This window comes from Actinomadura craniellae (genome assembly GCF_003289645.1).
Classification (GTDB): Bacteria; Actinomycetota; Actinomycetes; order Streptosporangiales; family Streptosporangiaceae; genus Actinomadura_D; species Actinomadura_D craniellae.
The window spans coordinates 114,194-135,605 of sequence record NZ_QLYX01000018.1 but is presented as its reverse complement, the minus strand read 5'-3'; the positions used below and the strand labels follow the sequence as shown (position 1 = coordinate 135,605).

The window sequence follows — 21,412 nt, the reverse complement described above, 5'->3', positions numbered from 1 at the left end:
AGCGGGCCCGGATCAGTTCGCGTCCCAGGACACGGGCAGGGCCACCAGGCCGCCGGTCACCTTCCCGGTATCGACGAGCAGTTCGGTGGGGGGCACCGCCAGCCGCAGGTTCGGCAACCGGCGGAACACGGCCACGATCACGATCTCCAGCATCATGCGGGACAGGGGTGCCCCGGGGCAGTAGAACTTGCCGTGCCCGAAGCCGAGGTGCGGGTTGGGTGTCCGCGCGGCGTCGAACGTGTCCGGGTCGGCGAAGACACCGCTGTCCCGGTTGGCGGACTGCGCGGAGCAGACGATGAGGTCGCCGCGGCGGATGTCGGCGCCCTGGAAGGTGAAATCGACCAGCGCGTAGCGGGGGAGCCAGCTACCGCCGGGCACGGCGAAGCGCATGATCTCCTCGATGGCGGAGGGGACGAGCGATCCGTCCCGGCGCACCGCGGCGAGCTGGCCGGGGTGCGCCAGCAGCGCCAGCAGCCCGTAGCCGATCCTGTTGGCGATGGTGTCGTACTCGGCAAGGGCCGGAAAGAAGCCGCTCAGTAGCGTGATATCGGTGGGGGACGCAAGCCTGGAGATCATTTCTGAGAGCGCGTCGGCGCCCGGGTTCCGGCTTTTTTCCTGCATCAGGTCGTGAAAGTAGGAGCGCATCTGTGCGCGCATCCCGGAACTGCCGCCCGGTTTCCTGACGGCGATGATTCCGGCGCGGACCGCCTCCCGGTCGGTCAGTGGAATTCCGAGGTAATCGAATAACAGGTCGGTGGCGAAGGGTTCGGCGAACTCCGCGACGAGGTCGGCGGTCGTCCCGCGTGCTACGAGGCCGCTGAGCAGGTCTTCGCAGGTTTCCGTCGCGCTCGGCCGCAGGCCCTCGATGCGCTGCCGTCCGAACGTGGACATGACGACGGCTCGCACCCTCCGGCGTTCGTCGAGTTCCTTTTCCGGTTCTCTGCGTTCCGGGGCGAACAGTTCTGCGTTCCAGAGTCGGGGGGCGCGCGCCGGGTCGGGGTGGCTCTTTCCTATCCTGCGGTCGGCGCACAGGGAGCGGACGTCGTCGTACCGGGTGGCCAGCCAGGCGGGATGGCCGGTGGAGGTGCGTACTCGGGCGAGCCCTTCGGTTTCGCGTAGTTCGGCTAGTTCTGCGGGTTCGGCGAGTGGCTCCGGACATGAGAAGGGGATGACACGGGGGTGTTCCATACGTGATCTCCATGCCAGAAGTTGTGACAGGCGACCTGCGCCGGCCGGTCAACCACTGTTCTACGCGCCCTCCCTGGTGACCGACTGGGCGTGGCGGATGATCGCGTCGGCGAAGACGCGTTCGGACCCCTTGTGGAACCGCAGGTACAGGCCGGGTTCCACGAGTTCGAGTTCGGTGATGATCGGGCGGCCGTCCGGCCCGTCGGCCATGTCGACCCGCGCGTAGAGGAGGTCGCGCGAGTTCGGGACCGCTTCGAGCGCCTGGGCCGCCAGCGCCCTCTCGTCCGCGGTGGGTGTCCACGGTTCGGTGCCCGGGTGCGCGTCGCGGGGGGCGTCGAAGCGCAGCCCCGGGCTGAGGACGGCGCGCTTGCGGATGGCGTGGAGGAACGTGCCGTGCAGGAAGACCAGCGCGCGTTCCCCGGTGACGTCGATGTTGTGGAGGTAGGGCTGCATCATGACCGGAACACCGGTGGCCTGGATCTTCGCGACGTGTTCGGCGGCGGCGGCCGACTCCTCGGGCCGGTACCGGGCGGCGTAGCGGGCACCCGCGCCGACGGCCGGCTTGACCACGAACTCGTGGTCGCGCGGAAGCTCGATCGGGTCTTCGGGCCAGATATACGACGTTGGAACGACCGGAACGCCTTTTTCGGCCAGTACCTTCAGGTACTCCTTGTTCGCGTTCCAGTGCACGAGTTTCGCGGGGTTGGCCAGCCGCGTTTTCGTCGCCGCCTCGTCGACCCAGGAAAGGAACTCGGTGGAGCGCCACGAGTAATCCCAGGGCGATCTGATCACCACGAGATCGAAGGACGACCACTCCAGAGAGGGGTCGTCCCAGGCCGCCGCCTCGGCGCTCACTCCGGCGTCCAAGAGCGCTTGGCAGAGCGACGACATGTCATGATCGACATTTACTTCGGGTCGTTGTCGTGCCGTGACGAGAGCGATCTTCAACTGCGCTACCGACATGATCAATCCTTTCCTTTTGTCGACTGGATCGAACCATACACGGCCACTGGTCGACAAACGGCACCAAGGGGATTTGCGTCGATCCTAAGGCTCGGCTCCTCCTTCGAAACCACTGAGGTTTTTGTCGGACGGAATCACATTGAAAATGTCTGCTATGTTTCGCTTTGCGAATTGTGTTTCCGGGTGATCGTCACCGAGTGTCGTCCTGGCCCGCTCAAGGGCGTTCCGCTGCAGGGCGAGGGCCTCTTCGGCCCGGCCGAGAAGGAACAGGGTCTCGGCCAGTTCGCGGGCCGACTGCAGGGTGTAAAGGTGGTCGTCGCCCAGGATGCGTCGCCGCTCGTCCAGGGTCTGCCGCTGGAGTTCGTGCGCCCGGTCGAGGAGGCCCCGCGCTCTCAGGTCCAGCGCGAGATTGGCCGCCGAGCGCAGCGTGTCCGGATGGTCGTCGCCCAGGACCCGGCGGTAACTGTCCCACGTCTCCTGATGCAGGCGGATCGCCTCCTGGATCTCGCCGAGCGCCCGCAGCGCCACCGCGAGGTGGTTGGCCGAATGCAGCGCATGAGGATGGTCGGCGCCCAGCACCCGCCGGTAACGGCCCAGCGTGTCGGCCTGGAGCGAGCGCGCCTCCTCGTGGCGGCCCAGCAGGGCCAGCGCGATCGCCATCCCGTGGGCGAACCGCAACGTGTCGGGGTGGTCGTCGCCCAGGGCGCCGCGATAGCGCGGCAGCGTCGCCTCGTACAGCCCCAGCGCCTCCCCGTACCGCCCCATCTCCCGGTGAGCGCGGGCGAGGCACCGCGTGGCCAGCAGCGTGTCCGGATGGTCGGGGCCGATCGTCTCCCGCCAGTTCCGGACCGCGCCGTCGGCGAGGCGCCGGCTGGCCTCGGCGTCGCCGCGCTCGATGAGGTACCAGGCGGCGTCGCAGGACACCCGGCGCAGTTCGGCCGAGGTGCCTTCGGCGGGCTCGACCGCGAGCAGGTGGGGGACGAGCTGCGCCCACTGCGGCCAGTTCACCGGCGCTTCCGGATCCCCCGGGCGGTTGGCGACCAGCAGGAGCCGCGCGTGCTCCAGCGCGGCCTCGCGGTCACTCCGGTCCAGCTGGTCCTGGATGATCCCGCGGGTGAGCCGGTGCAGGCGGATGCCCTCGCGCGTCACCACCGCCAGGCCGAAGCGGCTGACGGCCCCCACCCCCCGCAGCACCGCCATCGGGCCGCCGCCCGCGGAGCTGAGCTCGCCGAGCGGGCCCCCCTCGGCCCGCGGAGCACTGATCAGCCACTGCACGGGGACGGTCTCGGGCGCGAGGAAGGCGCACAGCCGCACGACCGCGGAACCGACGGCGTCGTCGCGGCCCAGCCTGGTCGTGCTCAGCGCGATGGCCGCCGCCAGCGGGCGCGGGTACCCGTCCGTGGCGCCCACGCCCATGACGGCGTCCGGGTGGTCGGAGAGCAGCCGCAGGTAGTCGGTGACGGACGTGCCGGTCTCGGCCAGGAAGCCGCCCGCCTGCGCCAGCGCGAGCGGCAGGTCACCGAGCGCCGCGGCGAGCTCGTCGGCCTCGGGTTCGGTCAGCTCGCCGTGGTGGTTGCGCAGCAGCGTCACCGATTCCCAGCGGTCCATCACGTCCACGGTGAGGCCGCTCGCCACCCGCTCCCATCCGCCGGCCCGCGAGGTGATGAGCACGTGCCCCGGCCCGCCGGGCAGCCACTCGCGGACGGCCTCGACGGCCTCGGCGTTGTCGAAGATGAGGAGCCACCTGCCGCGCCCGCGCAGGTAGGCCTTGAGCATCCCGGCGACGGCCACCGTGTCGGCCCCGACCTCGGCCAGCCCGAGCTGGACGGCCAGCGCGGAGAACTGCTCCCCGATGAGCGAGGCGTCCTCCGCGGAGATCCACCAGACCAGCTCGTACCGGTCGGAGAACCGGTGCGCGTACTCGATCGCCAGATGGGTCTTGCCGACGCCGCCCATGCCGCGCAGCGCCTGGACGACGGTGTGCCCGGTGCTGCCCAGCCGCTGGTGCAACTCGTCCAGGAGCCGTTCCCGGCCGGCGAACTCCGGGTTGCGCGGGTCGACGTTCCAGATGCGCGGCAACGTCCCCGGCGGGCGGGCGCCGGACGGGCCGTACCCGGCGCCGGCCCCCCGTGGCTCCAGGCCGGCCGGCGGGCCGTCCATGGTGTGCGAGGCGACCGCGATCCGGTTCCAGGTCTGTTCCCAGCGGGGATCGGTGTCGGGGTCGACGCCGCACAACTTCAAAAATGTGCGGAGAAAGATCTTGCTGGGAAATCGGCGTCCGTTCAGCACTTCGCCGAGGGTCGTCCGGGGCATGACCTGCCCGCGGGTGATCGCCTGCTTTTCCAGGTTCCGATATGACGGGTTGTCGGCGCGAGCCCGCACCATACGAAGGCAGCGAGCCAGGTCTTCCTTGGTCTCAGCCGCCGAAGGGTCGATGTCATCCACCGGTCGCGGAGCCATCGGTTCTCTCCCGTCGCTCTTGGCCGTCCCAGGTTGTCCCGGCTTGTCCCGGCTCAACGGTACCGACGAACGGCACACCAGATCTGTGCACTCTGCCGCTCTCCGCCGGGCCGGCGGAGAATGACCAGGTCCCTCCCGGGGTCACCTTTAACGGACGCCTATCGGGACGGCCGGGAATGTGTTTGGCGGGCGTCCCAAGCTGTCCCGCAGTGTCCGAAACAAGCCCGCGGACGGCCGAGATCGGCACGGGATTGACCCAGCAAGGAATGGAATCGTCCTTCGCGCATTGGGACAGATCGGGAACGGGGATTCACCGATCAACCGGACTGGGGGTCAACAAGTGGCGAAAAATGGATGCGCGCTCCACGAGACGCGGACCCGCGAAGGTCCCGCAATGGATCGGGGCGTGACATGATCTCGATCCGGTCGGCGATCGTCATGAGCGCCGTGGCGGGCGGGGTGATCGGTCTCGCGCTGGCGAACGGTGCGAGCCTCGCCGAAGCCCTGATCTCCGCCGCCGTCACGGTTCTGCCGTTCTTCGGCGCCGGCCCCGCCGCGGTGCGCGAACCGTCCCGGTGCGAACACCGCGACAGCGGTACCTCGCCGGAGGGATGAGGTGCGCTTTTTCCGGAATCGCGCCCGCCGGGCACGACGGGAACCCGGGCCGAGCACGGCTCGCGGGAGGCGCCGGCGGCGGGCTGGTTCGTCTTGGGGGAAAAGCCGACCTCGAGCTGTTATCCCACGTGGAGTGCCCGGTTCTCGTCGCTGACGGTAGTGTTGCGCCGACCATTGCGGACGTTCCGACCGTATTCGGGAGTAGCCGGATGACCTTGGGAGCAGGCAGGCAGCAGCGCATCGCGACCTTGCTGCGAGAACGGCGGGAGGGCGTCCTCGACCACTGGGTGGCCGCGGTTCTGAACACGGTGCGTGGTCGGACGACGCAGGCCGAGTTGCGCGGGCAGCTGGCCGAACTGTACGAGCTCGTGGTGCAGGCGATGGGCGAGGAGGACGGGACGGCCGCCGGTGAGCTGAGCGCCGCCCTGCAGGAGCTCTCGCGGACCCGGGCCCGCCAGGGGTTCAGCCCGTCGGAGACCGCGGTCAGCGTCTTCGGGCTGAAGGACGCCGTCCTGCACGAGATCGAGGCGGGGGGCGGCACGGGCGTCGTCGTCTACCGCGAGTTCGCGTCCTTCTCCAAGGACATCGACGACCTCGGCCTGCTCACCTTCGAGACCTACGCCCGCACCCGCGAGCAGGTGATCGCCGACCAGGCCGAGCAGCTGCTGGAGCTCTCGACGCCGGTGGTGAAGCTCTGGGAGGGCATCGTGGGGGTGCCGCTGGTCGGCACGCTCGACTCGGCGCGGACCCAGGTCGTCATGGAGTCCCTGCTGCAGACCCTGGTGGACACCGGCTCGGAGCACGCGGTCATCGACATCACCGGCGTCCCGGCCGTGGACACCGAGGTGGCCCAGCACCTGCTGAAGACCGTCGTGGCGGCCCGGCTGATGGGCGCCGAGTGCGTCATCTCCGGGATCCGGCCGCAGATCGCCCAGACGATCGTCGCGCTCGGCATCGAGTTCGGCGACATCGTCACCAAGGCGACCCTGGCCGACGCCCTGGCCTACGCGCTGGAGCGCAGCGGGGTGCGGGTGGGGGCGGGCTGATGGAGCGGGTGCCCATTCTCAAGATCGGGGACACCCTGCTGGTGTCGATCCAGATCGACCTCCAGGACCAGACGGTCCTGGCGCTGCAGGAGGATCTCGCCGAGCGGATCGTCCAGACCCAGGCACGCGGCGTGATCATCGACATCACGGCCGTCGAGATCGTGGACTCCTTCATCGGCCGCATGTTCGCCACGATCGCCTCGATGTCCCGGCTGCTGGACGCCGAGACCGTGGTGGTCGGCATGCGCCCCGCCGTGGCGATCACCCTGGTGGAGCTGGGCCTGTCCCTGGGCGGGGTGCGCACCGCACTGGACCTGGAGCGCGGCATGAAGCTGCTGGACTCGGGCGCTGACCTGCGGTGACCTCCCCGGCCGAGGTCCCCATCACCTCCAACGACGACGTCGTGCGGGTGCGGCAGGTCGTCCGCGGCCTGGCCGCCGAGGTGAAGATGTCGCTGGTCGACCAGACGAAGGTCGTCACGGCGGCGAGCGAGCTGGCCCGCAACACCTTCGTCTACGGGGGCGGCGGCACGGCCACGGTCGAGCTGGTCACCAACCCCGCCACCGGACGCACCGGAGTGAAGATCGTCTTCACCGATGAGGGCCCCGGCATTCCCGATGTGGACCTGGCGCTCACCGAGGGCTGGTCCAGCGGCAGCGGGCTGGGCCTCGGCCTGTCGGGCACCCGCAGGCTGGTGGACGAGTTCGACCTGGAAACCGAGCCCGGCACCGGCACCCGGATCTCGGTGACCAAGTGGACCCGGTGACCGGCTGGACCGCCGGCCCCGCCCCGGGCGAGTCCGTCTGGCTGCGGATCGAGGAGGCCAGCTCCGCGGCCGGCGCCCGCCGCCAGGCCGCGGCGATCGCCGCCCCGCTGGGGTTCTCCGCGCAGCGGCTGGCGGAGATCCAGCTCGCGGCCACCGAGGCGGCCACGAACCTGCAACGCCATGCCGTCCAGGGCGAGATGGTGCTGAGCACCGTCCGCACCGGCGACTCGGTCGCGCTCGACCTGGTGTGCATGGACACCGGCCCCGGCATGGCCGACGTCTCCCGGTCGCTGCGCGACGGCCACACCACCGGCGGGACGCTCGGCGTGGGGCTGGGCACGATCTCGCGGCTGGCCGACGCGTTCGACCTGCACTCGCTGCCGGACCGCGGCACGGTCATGACGGCGCGGTTCGCGCTGGAACCGCAACCCGAGGGCGGGTACGCGACCGGCGGGCTGATCCGCCCGCTGCTGGGCGAGGAGGTCAGCGGCGACCGCTTCGCGTTCTGCGTCAGCGAGGGCGTCGGGTACGCGATGCTGTGCGACGGCCTCGGGCACGGGCCGCTGGCCGCCCGGGCGAGCGAGGAGGCCGTCCGGGCGTTCCGTGACCTGCCGGGCCGGCCGAGCCCGGAGGCGATCCTGCGCCGGCTGCACGCCGCCCTGGCCGGCACCCGGGGCGGCGCGCTCGCGGTCGCGGCGATCGACGCCGGGCGCGGCTCGGTGGCCTTCGCCGGCCTCGGCAACGTCGCCGGCTGGATCGTGCGGCCGGACGGGCGGCAGGGGATGATCTCCGCCCCGGGCATCGCGGGCCACCAGGCCAGGACGTTCCGGGAGCACCGGTACACCCTGCCCGCGGGCGCCACCGTCCTGCTGCACTCCGACGGGCTGACCGACCGGTGGAAGCCCGCCGACTACCCCGGCCTGTTCTCCCGCGGCCCGCTGGTCGCGGCCGGCGCTTTGATGCGCGATGCGGGGGTACGCCGGGACGATCGCGCGATTCTTGCGGTCAAGGCGGTGGACGATGGGTGACGAGCTGCTCGCGACGGAGATCCGCGGCGAGGAGGACATCTTCACCGTCCGGCGGGTCGGCCGCGAGGCCGCCGCCGCGGCGGGGCTCGACACCCAGGACCAGGTGCGGGTGGCCACCGCGCTCAGCGAGGTGGGGCGGGAGCTGTTCGCGCAGGCGGGCGAGGTCGCCGTCCGGTTCGTCCTCGACGGCGCCGCGGGCGAGGCGCTGCTGCTGGAGATGAGCCACCCGCACGAGAGCGGCGAGCCGCCCGCCACCGGCCTGGACGCCGCCGCGCGCCTGATGGACACGGTGGACCGGACCAGGGAGGGGGACCGGGTCGTCGTCCGGCTGCGCAAGCGGCTGCCGTCCGGCCCGGTCCCGGCCCGCGCGGACCTGGGCGCGACCCGGGAGCGGCTGGCGCACCTCGCGCCGGTCACCGCGGTCGAGGAGCTGCGCCAGCAGAACGCCGAGCTCGTCGAGACCCTGGAGGGGTTGCGCCGGCAGAGCGACGAGCTGCGCTCGCTCAACGCCGAGCTGGAGGAGACCAACGCCGGCGTGCTGGCCCTCTACACCCAGCTCTCGGCCGAGCTGGAGGAGACCAACCTGGGCGTCGTCGCGCTCAACGCCGAGCTGGAGGAGAAGTCCGACCAGCTCCGTGCGGCGGGCGAGGCCCGGAAGCGGTTCTGGGCGACGGTCAGCCACGAGCTGCGCACCCCGATCAACTCGGTGATCGGCCTCGTCCGGCTGCTGCTCGACGAGGGCGCCGACCCGCTCGGCGAGGAGCAGCGGCACCAGATCACCCTGATCGGCGACTCCGGGCAGACCCTGCTGGCCCTGGTCAACGAGCTGCTGGACATGGCCCGCGCCGAGGGCGGCCGGTTGCAGCCGGAACTCGGCGTGGTGGACGTGCCGCGGCTGCTGGCCGGCCTGTCCGACGAGCTCGCCCCGGTGGCCGCGCAGACCGGCCTGACCCTCCTCCTGGACGGCTCCGCGGGGCCGGAGACGCTGGTCAGCGACGAGGTCATGCTCACCCGGATCCTGCGTAACCTGCTCGCCAACGGGCTGAAGTTCACCACCGAGGGCGAGGTGCGGCTGACCACCCGCACCGAGGACCGGATGGCCTGCTTCGCCGTCACCGACACCGGCGCCGGCATCGCCCCCGAGCACCAGGCGCTGGTGTTCGAGGAGTTCTACCGGGTGCCCGGCCGCGCCACCACCGGCACCGGGCTGGGCCTGCCGTACGCGCGCCGGCTGGCGGAGGCGCTCGGCGGCGACCTCGACCTGGTCTCCGCCCCGGGCGAGGGCACGACGGTGACGCTCCGGCTGCCCGTCCCGGCGGAGGTGTCGGGCCTGGGGCACGTCCTCATCGTGGACGACGAGGCCGGGCAGCGGGCGGCGCTGCGCGAGCTGGTCGGGCCGGTGAGCGACCGGCTCAGCGAGGCGGCGGGCGGCTTCGCGGCGCTGGAACTGGCCGCCGGGGACGCCCCCGACCTGGTGCTGCTCGACCTGCGCATGCCGGAGGGCGACGGGATGGACGTGCTGGACGGGCTCGCCCCCGGCATCCCGGTCGTGCTGGTCACCGCGATCGACCCGGCCGCCCTCGCCGACCCCCGGCTCGACCGGGCCGGGGCGTGGGTGGACAAGGCCCGGCTGACCTGGCCTATCCTGGCGGACGCGATCCGCCGGGCCGGGAGAGGAAGCACCGGTGCCTGAACACGCCGGCGTCACCACCCTCGTGGTCGACGACACCGCGACCAAGCGCTACATCATCAGCAGCTGGCTGCGCCGGGCCGGGCACACCGTGGTGGAGGCGGCGTCGGGGGCCGAGACCTGGGAGCGGCTGGCCGAGCACGCGGTCGACCTGGTCATCCTCGACGTCCGGCTGCCCGACATGAGCGGGTTCGAGGTCTGCGAGCAGATCAAGGCCGGTCCCGAGACCGGCTCGCTGCCGGTCATCCACATCTCGGCGTCGGCGACCGCGGTGACCGACCGCACCCACGGCCTGCGGCAGGGCGCCGACGCCTACATCACCGACCCGATCGACCCGGGCGAGTTCATCGCCACCGTCGACGCCGTCCTGCGCTACTACCGGGCCCGCCGCCGCGCCGAGCAGCTCGCCGGCCGGATGGCCGCCCTGGCCCGGGCCACCCTGGCGATCAACTCCGCGACCAGCTTCGACGAGCTGGCCGCGATCGCCGCCCAGTCGGCCGCGGAGATCTTCGCCGTGCCGGCCGGTGCCTACATCGCCCCGCCGAACGGCCCGCCGCGCCGCGCCACCGTCCTGTCGGCCGACGACGAGCCGGTGATCTCCACGCTCGCCCCCGACGTGCTCGCCCGCATCGGCGCAGCCCTCGGCATGGACGGCGACGCGGCCGGAACCGTCAGCGGCGTCGTCCCCGACGCGCGGTGGCGGGAGTTCCAGCCGGACAAGCTCACCAGCCACGACGCGTGCGCCGTCCTGACCCGGACGAAGCCCGGCCGCCCGCCGACCTGCATCGCCGTCGCCGCCGGGGGGATCCCCGACGCGGAGGAGTACACCATCCTCCAGCAGCTCGCGCAGACCCTCGCGCTGGCCGTGCAGGCGCTGCGCAACTACACCGAGGAGCACACGATCGCGCTCACCCTGCAGCGCAGCCTGCTCCCTCAGGGCATCCCCGACCTGCCCGGCTGGAGCGTCGCCGTCCGGTACGAGCCCGCCAGCGAGACCGCCGAGATCGGCGGCGACTTCTACGAAATGCTCGACCTGGACGGCCGGGTGCTGGTGGCCATCGGCGACGTCCAGGGGCATTCGCTGGAGGCCGCGGCGGTGATGGGCGAGCTCCGGCACGCCCTGCGGGCGTTCGCCGACCAGGGCCTGGACGCCACCGAGATCCTGCGCCGGATGAACAGCGTGATGCAGCGCTACCACCCCCACCAGACGGCCACGGTCTGCCTGCTGACCCTGGACCCCGCCACCGGCGGCACCGTGGTCGCCAGCGCGGGCCACCTGCCCGTCCTGTTCCTGCACGAGGGGCGGGCCCGGTGGGGCGCCGGCGGCGGCATCCTGCTCGGCTTCCCGGTGGACGAGGTCGCCCTGGAGGAGACCGAGATCCCGCCCGGCGCCACGGCCGTCCTGTTCACCGACGGCCTCATCGAGGACCGCGGCATCCCCATCGACGACAACCTGGAACGCCTGCGCCGGCTGTGCACCGAGACCGAGGGCGACCTGGAGACCTTCCGCGACCGGATCATCGCCGAGTTCGGCCACCGCGAGGACGACGTCGCCCTGATCGCGCTGCGCCGCGACGCCTGACCCCCGGCGGGGGTAGATCATCCGGCCTGTCGTCACGTGCGTTATAAATCGTGTGTACAACGCACGGGTCGTGGTCGTCGGAAGCCCCACCCGTTCGCCCGGGTGGGAGGAACCCCGTGACCGACACATCACCGCTCCGGACCGCACTGGACCTGGAACAGCGGGACGGCGACCTGTTCGTGGCCGCCCCCGACGGGTTCAGCCAGGGCCGGCTCTTCGGCGGGCAGGTGGCGGCGCAGGCCCTGCGCGCCGCGAGCCGCACCATCGACGGACCCCGGCTCGTGCACTCCCTGCACTCCTACTTCCTCCGCCCCGGCCAGGTGGCGGAGCCGGTGCGCTTCGAGGTCGCCCGGACCCGGGACGGGCGTGCCTTCTCCACCCGCCACGTGACCGCCGTGCAGGAGGGCAAGCCGATCTTCGAGATGGTCGCCTCCTTCCACGAACCCGAACCGGGCGAGGACTGGCAGCCGCCCGCCCCGCCGGCCGTGCCGCCGCCGGAGGACCTCCACCCCATCCGGTTCCCCTGGCTGTTCGGGGAAGACGCGCCCGTCGAGATCCGGCCCGTCGTCACCCCCGACCCCGACGGGTTCCCGCTGACCCACCCGTTCTGGGCCCGGGTGACCATGCCCGTCGGCACCGAACCGGACCTGCACGCGTGCCTGCTCACCTACCTGTCGGACCTCGTCGTCGTGAACGCGGCCCGGTCGCCGGAGTCGCGGGTGCGCTACGACTCGATGATGAGCCTGGACCATTCCCTCTGGTTCCACCGGCCGCCCCGGACCGATCAGTGGCTGCTGTACGACATGAACTCCGCCGCCCACGTCGGCGCCCGCGGCCTGGCCCAGGGCTCGATCCGGACCACCGACGGGACCCTGGTCGCCTCGGTGGCCCAGGAGGTCCTGCTACGCAGCAGCACCGGCCGCCCCTGACCCCTGACCATCATGATCGTTGAGGATGGGTGGGGCCCTGGCCCCACCCATCCTCAACGATCACTTATGTGTGCGGCTGCCCGGGGTGTTCTGTTCGGAGAGGTCGGTGGCACGCGGCTGGTCGGGTTTCCGGGTGCCGAGGGACCGGGTGGGCGGGGTCCGCGACTTACCGCTTGGTGGTTGTGCTCGGCTACACCGTTCGGAGGGGCCGGGGTGCCTGGTCGGGGCGGTGGGGAAGTCGGCCGATCTTGGTGGGTTCGCTGCTCAGCGGGGCGCTGAGGGGCTTTTTTGGTTGTCCGTTCGTGACAGTTCTGCCGGGGTGAGTGCTGAGGTGCGGCAGGAACCAGGGGCTTGCCGACCCGTGATGCGAGTCATATGTTCCTCGGCGGAGAATGTCATTGGCAAGAAACGGATATGAGTGCCTTTGTCAACGAGAATTTGACTATCGCGAGAGTTGGCGTCATTCCGTTCCTGGTCAGCGGCCTCTGCTCCCGTCCCCACCCCCCGCACGGCCCGTCCCGGTGCTCCCGCCTCGTGCCCCCGAGGTCGCCGGGCCCGGCCTGCGACGGATGATTTGGAGCCCGCCATGTCCGACAACACCTCCCCCCACCCCGCTTCCGCACCCGGCGTCGGCCGCCGGAAGGTGCTCGGTGCCGCCGCCCTCGGCGGGCTCGGTGCCGCGCTCGGCTCCGGCGGAGCCGCGCACGCCGCGCCGAGCCCGGCCCCGGCCCGGGTCCGCACGATCGAGCAGCGCGAGCGGGCCGTCGTCATCGGCACCGGCTTCGGCGGCGGCGTGACCGCGCTGCGGCTGGCCCGCGCCGGGGTGCGGACGCTGGTCCTGGAGCGCGGCCTGCGCTGGCCGACCGGCCCCAACGCCACGACCTTCCCCCGCATCGCCAACGTGGACCGCCGCTCGACCTGGCTGTCCGACCGCAGCGGCCTCCCGGGCATCCCCGGGACGTGGGAGCCCTACACGGGACTGATCGAGACCCTGAAAGGGCAGGGCATGACGATCAACTGCGGTGCCGCGGTCGGCGGCGGGTCGCTGATGTACCACGGGATGACCTTGCAGCCCACCGCGGAGTACTTCGCCCAGTCCATCCCGATGATGGCGGGCGACTACGCGGAACTGAACCGGTGGGCCTACCCCACCGTCGCCCAGATGCTGAAGATCACCACCATTCCCGACGACATCCTCGCCACCGACCCCTACAAGTCGTCCCGGCTGTTCATGGACGTGGCGCCGCAGGCGGGCCTGGAGACCTTCAAGGTGCCGCTGCCCATCGACTGGAGCTTCGTCCGCGGCGAGCTGGCGGGCCGGTACGAGCCGACCTACATCACCAGCGACCTGGCGTTCGGCGTCAACAACGGCGGCAAGCACTCCATCGACGTCACCTACCTGGCCGCCGCGCAGGCCACCGGGCGGGTCCGGGTGGAGACCCTGCACGTGGTGCGGGACATCTCGATGGACCTGCTCCGGCGCTGGGTCGTCCACGTGGACCGGATCGACACCGACGGTGTCCTCCAGGAACGCAAGCGGATCGTCGCGGACGCGGTGTTCCTCAACGCCGGCTCCCCGGGCACCACCCGGCTCATGGTCAAGGCCAAGGGCAAGAACCTCATCCCGAACCTGCCCGACGCCATCGGTACCCAGTGGGGCAACAACGGCGACCGCATCTACCAGTGGGTCCAGATGAACGGCGAGCCGGGCTTCCCGCAGGGCGGCCCGGCCTGCGTCGGCGGCCGCGACCCCGACAGCTCGATCCCGCTCACCATCATCCACGCCGGGTCGCCCCTGCTGCCGCCCGGCATCAAGGCGATGGTCGTCGTCGGCTTCGGCATCAACCAGCCCGCCGGCACCTGGACCTACGACGCGGCCAAGGACGACGCCCAGCTCACCTGGCCGGCCTCGGGCGACGCCGAACTCCAGGCGCTGATCCGCGCCCGGATGGACGAGTTCGTCCGGGTCGGCGGCGGCCAGATGATCGACACGAACGCGCGGGAGAACTCCACCTGGCACGCGCTGGGCGGGGTGCCGATGGGCGGTGCGGTGGACCGCTTCGGCCGGGTCCTGGGCCACCGCGGGCTGTACGTGCTGGACGGCGCCCGGATCCCGGGCTCCACCGGCGCCTGCAACCCGTCCATGACCATCGCGGCCCTGGCCGAGCACAGCATGGCCACCATCGTCCGCCAGGACATCGGCCGCGTCTTCTGAGAACGACCCCACGAAGCACCTGCATGGCGGAGGTCGGGTCACCGTCCCATGCGGGTTCGGCCGGGGCCGGGACGGTGCACCGTCCCGACCCCGGCCGGCGGAGCGGGGCGGCCGGTGCCCCCCGGCCGCCCCGTGGCCGTGGGAAGGGAGACGGAGTACCTTCGTCCGGTGGACGAGACCGCGGTTCCGGCAGAGGGCATGACCATCAGCGTCCGGACGCGCCGGGACGTGGTGATCGTCGATCCGGAGCGTTTCCTCGCCACGGCCCGCCAGGCGTACCGCGACCTGCACCCGGATGCCACCGAGGAGAGCGCGGCCGAGACCGTCCGCGACGTCTACGACGCCGTGCACGTCCTGCTGGACCGGTTCGGCCGGCTCGCGGACGACGCGCCGGACATGATGATCGGCCGGGGCGGGCCGCTGCCGGGCCGGCGGGTGCCGGATCGCCCCGACGGCCTGTCCCCGGCCGGCGAACTCCAGCAGATCGTGCTCGACGACCCCAGGCCGTTGCAGGACTACGGCTGCTTCCCGGCCGAGGACCCGTTCGCCCTCCCTCCGCCCGACGACCGCGGTTGACCGTCCCGGTCCGGCCAGTTCGGCCGAGGCGGCCGGTTCGGCAGGGACGCCCGGTCCGCCCGGTTCGGCAGGGACGCTTGGTCCGCCCGGTCCGCCCGGTCCGCCTGGTCAGCCCGGTCAGCCCGGTCCGGCCGGGATGCCCAGTCCGGCCGGTTCGGCCGGGGTGCCAGGTTCGACAGGGCCGGAGATCGCCCGATCCGGTCCCGGCCGGTGGGAGCGGGACGGCCGGGAGCGCACCGGGGCCCCCGACCGTCCCGCGGTCGGTCAGCCGGCCGCTACGGCCGGCATCTCGGTCGCCGCGGCCGGCTGCCGGAAGTTCAACTCCTCGCCCGAGTCCATGCGGGGCACGAGCAGCGTGCTGCCCTGGTTCCGGCCGGAGCGGTGGAGTTCGGCCAGCGGCAGGGTCTCGATGGCCGGGCCGACGGAGCGCGGCCCGGCCCCGGAGCCGGTCTTGATGAAGTGCACCCGGTGCTCGGGGGGATAGAAGCGCAGCAGGTAGTCGCGCAGGTCGACCAGGGTCGAGCTGGTCTCCATCGTCAGCCGGGAGATGTCCGGGCCCTTCGCCACCCCGAAGATGGGCGCCTGCGGGAGCAGCAGGTTGACCCGCGGGTCGGGCTGGATCTCCAGCTTGACGAAGGCGGTGGCCTCCCAGATCTCGAACCCGTAGAAGGGCTCGATGTTGAGGTCCGCCCAGATGCCGTCGAAGGACGACACGGCGTTGGTCACGTGCACGGTGAGGCCGCGCTCGGGCGCCTCCTCCAGGATGCGGTGGGCGACGAAGGTGCCGACCATGGCGCTGCCGTACGTGGCCAGCGCGACCGGGGCGTCCTCGGCGGCGGCGTCCAGGATCAGTTCCAGCATCTCCCGGTAGGTCTTGTGCCGGTTCTTGTCCGGGGCGTAGAAGTGCAGCAGGTTCTCCATCCGCGGGATGCCGAACTCCGGGGCGTTGATCGGGGGCACGGCGAAGATCCGCTGGCAGCGCTTGAGGACGGCGAGCATTTCGAGGGTGAAGTCGTTGGGCATCCGCATCCCGTAACCCACCAGGTAGATGTCGGCCTCCGGGATGATGAGGTTCCAGGGCACATCGATTTCACCGGCCCTGCTGTTGAGCTCGGACATTCGCGATTCCTTTCTATGGTTCAACCCAGGTGCGGACGTCGCCGAGGGTGACGGGGAGGATGTCGCTGACGTCGATGGTGAAGCGGTAGATGCGTTTGGCGCGGCGGCTGTTTTCGGGGTCGAAGAAGCGGAGTTTGACGTCCCAGCAGTCGCTGTCGATGCGGCAGAAGGGGCTTTTTTCGACCTGGATGGTGTCCAGGGCCATGCCTTGGGCGACGGCGGAGGAGATGGTGTGGGCGGCTTGGAAGGCGTTGGTGGCGGCGAAGTTGAGGGCGCGGTCGCGTGAGGTGGCGCCGAGGTTGCGCAGGTCGTAGTACACCCGGGTGAGGAACTCCCGGAGCGGCCCCTGGACGGCCCGCTCGTCGCCGCCGGCGGCCCGCACGGCCGCCGACATGAGCCGGTTGACCTCCCAGCCGTAGACCCCGCGGCGCTGCTCGACCTCGATGACGGGCAGGACCTGCCCGGAGAACAGCCGCACGGTGCGGCCGGTCAGCCGGCCGGGGACGGCGATCCGCTCGATGTAGTCGGCGTGCTCCTCGCCGGCGGTCTCACCGGACAGCAACCGGACCAGTAACTCGTACACGTCCGCGGCGTACGGGCCGGCCGGCTCGATCGCGTAGATGGGGGTCAGTTCCAGGTTCAGCGTCCAGATCAACCCCTTGGCCTCGGAGGGGTGCGCCTCCAGGTGGTCGACCATCCGCCGGGCGTCGTGCGGGCCGCCGGACTCCATCGCCTGGGTGAAGGAGTCGCGCCGCGCCTCGGTGCCGAAGTCGTAGCCCAGCACCCCCAGCGCGTACACCTGCGGCGGCCGGTCCGGCTCCCGCGCCGAGGTCACCACGCCGGGGTCCAGGGCGAACCGCCGCGCCCCCGGGATGTGCAGCCGGCCCGACAGGCAGCGGTCCGGTTCGCCGCGGCTCTGCTCGGGCGTGCACGGCAGGGCGCCGGCGAGGAGGGCGTCCCGGACCGCGAGCGGGTCGGCCGGCAGCCCGCGCGCCCGGCGCAGGCTCGCCAGCAGCGCGGCGACGCCGGTGACGATCGGCGCGGAGACGCTCGTCCCCTTGCGCGCCTCGGTGCCGCCGCCCGGTACCGCCGCGACGATGTTGCCGCCCGGGGCGACGATGCCGTGGTCGCGGTACTGCGGGCCCCAGTTGCTGAAGTTGAACATCCGGCCCTGGTCGTCCATCGCCCCCACGGCCAGCACCTGGGGCAGCATGCCGGGGGTGCGGCGGCTCCGGCCGTAGTCGTTGCCCGCCGGGGAGACGACGAGGACACCCGCGGCGGTGGCCTTCTCGACCGCCCGCCTGACCAGCTCGTCGGTGCCGTCGGAGACGGTGGGCTGCCCGCCGGCGAAGTGGATGATGTCGGCGCCCGCGTCGAGGAGCGCGTCGATGGCCCGGGCGTAGTTCATCGGGTCCAGCGCCGTGACCTCCTCGCGCAGCACCGGGACGACGACGCCCCGGCACCGCGGCGCCAACCCCTTGACCGGACCGTCGTGCTGGCCGAACAGGACGCTGGCGACGAACGTCGCGTGCAACATGTAGAAGTCGTCCACCGGCGTCTCGGGCAGCCACCCGGGGTCGAGCAGGGTCAGGTCGGCCCCGGCGAAGCACGGGTGTGAGAGGTCGGGCAGGCTCTCGACCAGGCCGATGGTGAGGCCGGGGTCGCCCAGGGTGTCCTCCCACAGGTCCCGGACGTCCGGGAGCTCCTCGATGGTGGGCATGACCACCTACGTCCAGATCCGGCCGCGGCGGAAGGTGCCGGGGTCCGGTAGCGGCACGGCCTCGGTGAACAGGCGCACCCACGTCCCGTACTCGGCCAGCCCGGTGTCGAGGTGGTACTCGGGGGCGATCGGCACGGGCCGGTCGTCCGGCCGCTTCTGCTCGGGGCTCTTCCGGGTGCTCTTCCGTGGCGCGCGCGGTCGCTTGGGCCGGGGCGCGGCCGGCTTCGCGGGCCCGGTCATGGGCGTTCCTGCATGGAGAACCTCATCCGATCGAAGCTCGGGTACTCGAACCGCTGGGGGTCGTTGAAGTTGGCGCCGTGGACGAGCCGCAGGCGCATGGCGATGAGCTGTTCCGGGGTGCCGTGCACGACGTCCACGGTGCGGTGCGGATGGATCAGTTCGGGTCTGCGGACCGGCGCGGCCTGCTTCGGCAGGAGGTCCGCCCGGCCCGTCCGCGCCCCGGTCATGTCTCCGACCAGGTGCGGACGTCGCCGAGGGTGACGGGGAGGATGTCGCTGACGTCGATGGTGAAGCGGTAGATGCGTTTGGCGCGGCGGCTGTTTTCGGGGTCGAAGAAGCGGAGTTTGACGTCCCAGCAGTCGCTGTCGATGCGGCAGAAGGGGCTTTTTTCGACCTGGATGGTGTCCAGGGCCATGCCTTGGGCGACGGCGGAGGAGATGGTGTGGGCGGCTTGGAAGGCGTTGGTGGCGGCGAAGTTGAGGGCGCGGTCGCGTGAGGTGGCGCCGAGGTTGCGCAGGTCGTAGTACACCCGGGTGAGGAACTCCCGCAGGGTCCGGTTGACGGCCTGCGGGTCGGTGTCGCCGGGCTGGGTGTCGGCGGCGCTGGTGGCGGCCTGGACCAGCCGGTTGACCTCCCAGCCGTAGATGCCGCGGCGCTGCTCGACCTCGATGACGGGCAGGTCCTGACCGGAGAACAGCCGCACGGTGCGGCCGGTCAGCCGGCCGGGGATGGCGATCCGCTCGATGTAGTCGGCGTGCTCCTCGCCGGCGGTCTCGCCGGACAGCAACCGGGTCAGCAGCTGGTACACGTCCGCGGCGTACGGGCCGGTCGGCTCGATTGCGTAGATGGGGGTCAGTTCCAGGTTCAGCGTCCAGATCAGCGTCCTGGCCTCGGAGGGGTGCGCCTCCAGGTGGTCGACGAGCTGCCGCGCGTCGTAGGGGTTGGCCGGGACGGCGGTGCCGTCCATGGTCACCGCGGACATGATCTGCTTGAACGAGTCGCGGCGGGCCTCGGTGCCGAAGTCGTAGCCCAGCACCCCCATGGCGTACACCAGCGGGTTCCACTGCTGCTTCGGGGCGGGCTCCTCCGCCGAGACCACCACCGCCGGAGGGGGCGGCGCGGCCCCGGTACAGGCGCACGGCGTGGTGGTGGCGTGCACTTCCTCGGCGGGAGGCGTCTGCGCTGCGGGCTCGGTTGATTCGATCGGACTGGTCGTCACGGCTTCCACCGCTCTCTCTATGTTCAGCACCCCGGACAGGTAGGGGAGGCAGGTGTCGGGTTCCTCGAACGGGCAGGGGTCGGCGCCGGCGAGCAGCGCGGCGCGGACCGCGAGCGGGTCCGGAGCGCGGCCGGACCGGACTTGCAGGCACAGCAGCAGCGCCGCCACGCCGGAGACGATGGGGGCGGCGAGGCTGGTCCCGGTCCGCCGCGCCGTGCCGCCGCCGGGCGCGGCGACGAGGATGTTCTCGCCGGGGGCCAGGATTCCCTGGTGCCGGTACTCCGGGCCCCGGTTGCTCATCGGCAGCGGGTGCCCGGAGTCGTCCAGGGCCCCCACCGCCAGGACGGAGGGCAGCGCGGCGGGGACGTGCACGCAGAAGCAGCCGTCGTTGCCCGCGGCCGCCACCAGCAGCACGTTCCGTTCCTGGCACAGGCGCACCGCGCCGGCCAGGACGTCCTCGGCCTCGCCCGAGGGGCTGAGCTGCCCGCCGCTGATGTTGATGACGTGGGCGCCGGCCTCCACCGCCAGTTCGATACCGCGGGCGATCTCCAATTGGGAGGTTTTTGATCGCCGGTCGGAGAAGGCCGGAATGCTCAGCCCGCTACAGTTCGGGGCGATTCCGGAGACCTCGCCGTCGTGCCGGCCGAAAATGACGCTCGCCACCGCCGTGCCGTGCGCGGCCTTGGCCCCTGCGAAGCCCTCTTCCGGCCACACTCCGGCCAGCCGGGAGAGATTCGCACCCGCCAGGACGGGGTGGTCGCGGTCCACGGGGCCGTCGATGACGGCGATGCGAATCTGTTCGTCTCCCGTGGTCTGGCGCCAGAGTTCGGCCAGTCCGGGAAGGGCGGGAACATCACTCATCCAAAGACGCTCCATCGGGAGGGCGCGGCGCTACGCGAAGCGAGTCGGACGGGAGGATGATCACCGGCGGGGTGCCGTGCTCCGCCGGTGACCACCCGTACCGGTCACGCGCCGCGGCCTGCTACGGCGGGTGACCTACCAGGGAGGACGACGTGGTCGTCAGTCGTCGTCGTCCCCGGCGAACATCATCGGCATGACGCACATCATGGCCAGGTCGGCGCCCTCGCCGCTGTCGGCGGCGGTCCCACCGGGCTGCCTGGTGATGGGCGGCGCGAGGTGGGGGGCCACGGTCTCGATGAGGTTGTCGGACATTCTCCTGCTCCTTTCTTCATACCGTTCCGGAACGGGTGGAGGTTGGTTTCGCCCCGCTCCGAGAAATGGGCGAAGGGACGGCCACCGCGAACACGGTCGCGGAGCATCGGGGACTGAGGAACCCGTTGCCTTTGTCCGCAATTACCCGTATCGCGGCATAAGGTAGACCCCCTTCCGGGGCGGCAGCATTTCAGGTGAAAAGTCCGCCCCATTGAAGTCTGCGGCGCCGTTCTTTCGTACCTTCACCGCAGGAGATAACGCTATGTAATCCGATGCCTGACAACCAGTCAATATCTGCGAGTAGTTCCGTCTATAGCGCTGGGTAACGACAATGAGACCCTGAGGTATTTGTGAATCTTCTTCACGTAATCCGGCGATCAAGCCACGACCTGGGGCGACGGGTCATGATCCCGCGCCGGGACCGGCGGGGGAGCGCCTCTGCGGGCCGGGTGGGCCGGGAAGCCTCAGGCGCCGAGCCGAAGCAGCAGCGATTCCACGTCCGCCGCGACCAGCTTCCAGACGGGCCGGCCCTGGTACGCCAGGTAGAGAACTCTCGGATCGCCGCCGGCGCGGTAGTCGAGGGCGATCGGCAGGTCGGGGCCGAGATCGCCGATCACCAGGGAGCGCCGGGGGTCGATGCCGAGGCTGACCCCGGCGATCTCCTCGCCGAAAACCTTCTCGCTCGGCAGCCGCTGCCAGGATTCGTTCTGGCGGGCCATTCCGTCAAGGTCGTAGAACTCCGGCTGCTCGGGCTCCTCGCCGAAGACGGACAGGTATGTTCCGGTGTCCTCGGGGGGCGTCCACCGGCCCGACTGAATGGCCGAAACCAGCTCCTGCGGAAGTTCCAGCCCGCCAATCGAATGTGACATGTCGCCCTCCCGAG

The 21,412-nt window shown here is 71.4% G+C and carries 20 protein-coding genes; 10 read left to right on the top strand and 10 right to left on the bottom strand.

Annotated elements, in window-relative coordinates; genetic code table 11:
* Positions 1-12: 12 nt before the first annotated feature.
* The 3 genes from DPM19_RS30210 to fxsT form a co-directional block, all read right to left on the bottom strand.
* Positions 13-1,188, bottom strand: a complete 1,176-nt coding sequence (locus DPM19_RS30210) for a cytochrome P450 (RefSeq protein WP_111871476.1) — start codon at positions 1,186-1,188, stop codon at positions 13-15.
* A 60-nt stretch (positions 1,189-1,248) separates the two neighbouring features.
* Entirely contained in the window at positions 1,249-2,151 is a 903-nt protein-coding gene (locus tag DPM19_RS30205) for an ATP-grasp domain-containing protein (protein ID WP_111871508.1), read from the bottom strand.
* An 84-nt stretch (positions 2,152-2,235) separates the two neighbouring features.
* On the bottom strand, positions 2,236-4,536 hold the full coding sequence (gene fxsT, locus DPM19_RS30200; protein ID WP_158566944.1) for an FxSxx-COOH system tetratricopeptide repeat protein: 2,301 nt from the start codon (positions 4,534-4,536) through the stop codon (positions 2,236-2,238).
* A 486-nt stretch (positions 4,537-5,022) separates the two neighbouring features.
* Between fxsT and DPM19_RS30195 the strand changes: the two genes are divergently transcribed.
* The 10 genes from DPM19_RS30195 (at position 5,023) to DPM19_RS35925 (ending at position 15,058) form a co-directional block, all read left to right on the top strand.
* The gene (locus DPM19_RS30195; protein WP_111871474.1) at positions 5,023-5,226 is read left to right on the top strand and encodes a hypothetical protein; all 204 of its coding nucleotides are present in this window, start codon (positions 5,023-5,025) and stop codon (positions 5,224-5,226) included.
* A 209-nt stretch (positions 5,227-5,435) separates the two neighbouring features.
* Entirely contained in the window at positions 5,436-6,272 is an 837-nt protein-coding gene (locus tag DPM19_RS30190; RefSeq protein WP_111871473.1) for an STAS domain-containing protein, read from the top strand.
* Positions 6,272-6,634, top strand: a complete 363-nt coding sequence (locus DPM19_RS30185; protein WP_199485361.1) for an STAS domain-containing protein — start codon at positions 6,272-6,274, stop codon at positions 6,632-6,634. Before DPM19_RS30190 ends, DPM19_RS30185 begins: the two co-directional genes overlap by 1 nt.
* The gene (locus DPM19_RS30180) at positions 6,631-7,038 is read left to right on the top strand and encodes an ATP-binding protein (RefSeq protein WP_111871472.1); all 408 of its coding nucleotides are present in this window, start codon (positions 6,631-6,633) and stop codon (positions 7,036-7,038) included. The genes DPM19_RS30185 and DPM19_RS30180 overlap by 4 nt, the downstream gene beginning before the upstream one ends.
* The gene (locus DPM19_RS30175; RefSeq protein ID WP_233510928.1) at positions 7,035-8,066 is read left to right on the top strand and encodes an ATP-binding protein; all 1,032 of its coding nucleotides are present in this window, start codon (positions 7,035-7,037) and stop codon (positions 8,064-8,066) included. Before DPM19_RS30180 ends, DPM19_RS30175 begins: the two co-directional genes overlap by 4 nt.
* Entirely contained in the window at positions 8,059-9,759 is a 1,701-nt protein-coding gene (locus tag DPM19_RS30170; RefSeq protein ID WP_111871470.1) for an ATP-binding response regulator, read from the top strand. The genes DPM19_RS30175 and DPM19_RS30170 overlap by 8 nt, the downstream gene beginning before the upstream one ends.
* Positions 9,752-11,338, top strand: coding sequence for a fused response regulator/phosphatase (locus DPM19_RS30165; protein ID WP_111871469.1), 1,587 nt, complete (start codon positions 9,752-9,754; stop codon positions 11,336-11,338). The genes DPM19_RS30170 and DPM19_RS30165 overlap by 8 nt, the downstream gene beginning before the upstream one ends.
* A 116-nt stretch (positions 11,339-11,454) precedes the next feature.
* A complete protein-coding gene (locus DPM19_RS30160; protein WP_158566943.1) occupies positions 11,455-12,267 on the top strand; it encodes an acyl-CoA thioesterase in 813 nt (270 codons plus the stop codon).
* 586 nt (positions 12,268-12,853) lie between these two features.
* Positions 12,854-14,482 carry a GMC oxidoreductase gene (locus DPM19_RS30155; protein ID WP_111871467.1) on the top strand — a complete coding sequence of 543 codons (1,629 nt, stop codon included), beginning with the start codon at positions 12,854-12,856 and terminating at the stop codon, positions 14,480-14,482.
* A gap of 168 nt (positions 14,483-14,650) precedes the next feature.
* Positions 14,651-15,058, top strand: coding sequence for a hypothetical protein (locus DPM19_RS35925; protein WP_111871466.1), 408 nt, complete (start codon positions 14,651-14,653; stop codon positions 15,056-15,058).
* Between the two features lie 264 nt (positions 15,059-15,322).
* Here DPM19_RS35925 and DPM19_RS30145 read toward each other — a convergent pair whose 3' ends face one another.
* The 7 genes from DPM19_RS30145 to DPM19_RS30120 all read right to left on the bottom strand — a co-directional run bounded on the left by DPM19_RS30145 (position 15,323) and on the right by DPM19_RS30120 (position 21,398).
* Entirely contained in the window at positions 15,323-16,177 is an 855-nt protein-coding gene (locus tag DPM19_RS30145; protein ID WP_111871465.1) for an SAM-dependent methyltransferase, read from the bottom strand.
* A gap of 13 nt (positions 16,178-16,190) precedes the next feature.
* A complete protein-coding gene (locus DPM19_RS30140; RefSeq protein WP_111871506.1) occupies positions 16,191-17,897 on the bottom strand; it encodes a PatA/PatG family cyanobactin maturation protease in 1,707 nt (568 codons plus the stop codon).
* A 6-nt stretch (positions 17,898-17,903) separates the two neighbouring features.
* Complete coding sequence (locus DPM19_RS30135) at positions 17,904-18,137, bottom strand: hypothetical protein (protein WP_111871464.1); 234 nt, start codon at positions 18,135-18,137, stop codon at positions 17,904-17,906.
* Positions 18,134-18,364, bottom strand: a complete 231-nt coding sequence (locus DPM19_RS30130; RefSeq protein WP_111871463.1) for a cyanobactin biosynthesis system PatB/AcyB/McaB family protein — start codon at positions 18,362-18,364, stop codon at positions 18,134-18,136. The genes DPM19_RS30135 and DPM19_RS30130 overlap by 4 nt, the downstream gene beginning before the upstream one ends.
* The gene (locus tag DPM19_RS30125) at positions 18,361-20,217 is read right to left on the bottom strand and encodes a PatA/PatG family cyanobactin maturation protease (protein ID WP_111871462.1); all 1,857 of its coding nucleotides are present in this window, start codon (positions 20,215-20,217) and stop codon (positions 18,361-18,363) included. Before DPM19_RS30125 ends, DPM19_RS30130 begins: the two co-directional genes overlap by 4 nt.
* Positions 20,218-20,376: 159 nt before the next feature.
* Positions 20,377-20,529, bottom strand: a complete 153-nt coding sequence (locus tag DPM19_RS35520) for a hypothetical protein (protein ID WP_158566942.1) — start codon at positions 20,527-20,529, stop codon at positions 20,377-20,379.
* A gap of 464 nt (positions 20,530-20,993) precedes the next feature.
* On the bottom strand, positions 20,994-21,398 hold the full coding sequence (locus DPM19_RS30120) for an SMI1/KNR4 family protein (RefSeq protein ID WP_111871461.1): 405 nt from the start codon (positions 21,396-21,398) through the stop codon (positions 20,994-20,996).
* Between the last annotated feature and the right edge of the window lie 14 nt (positions 21,399-21,412).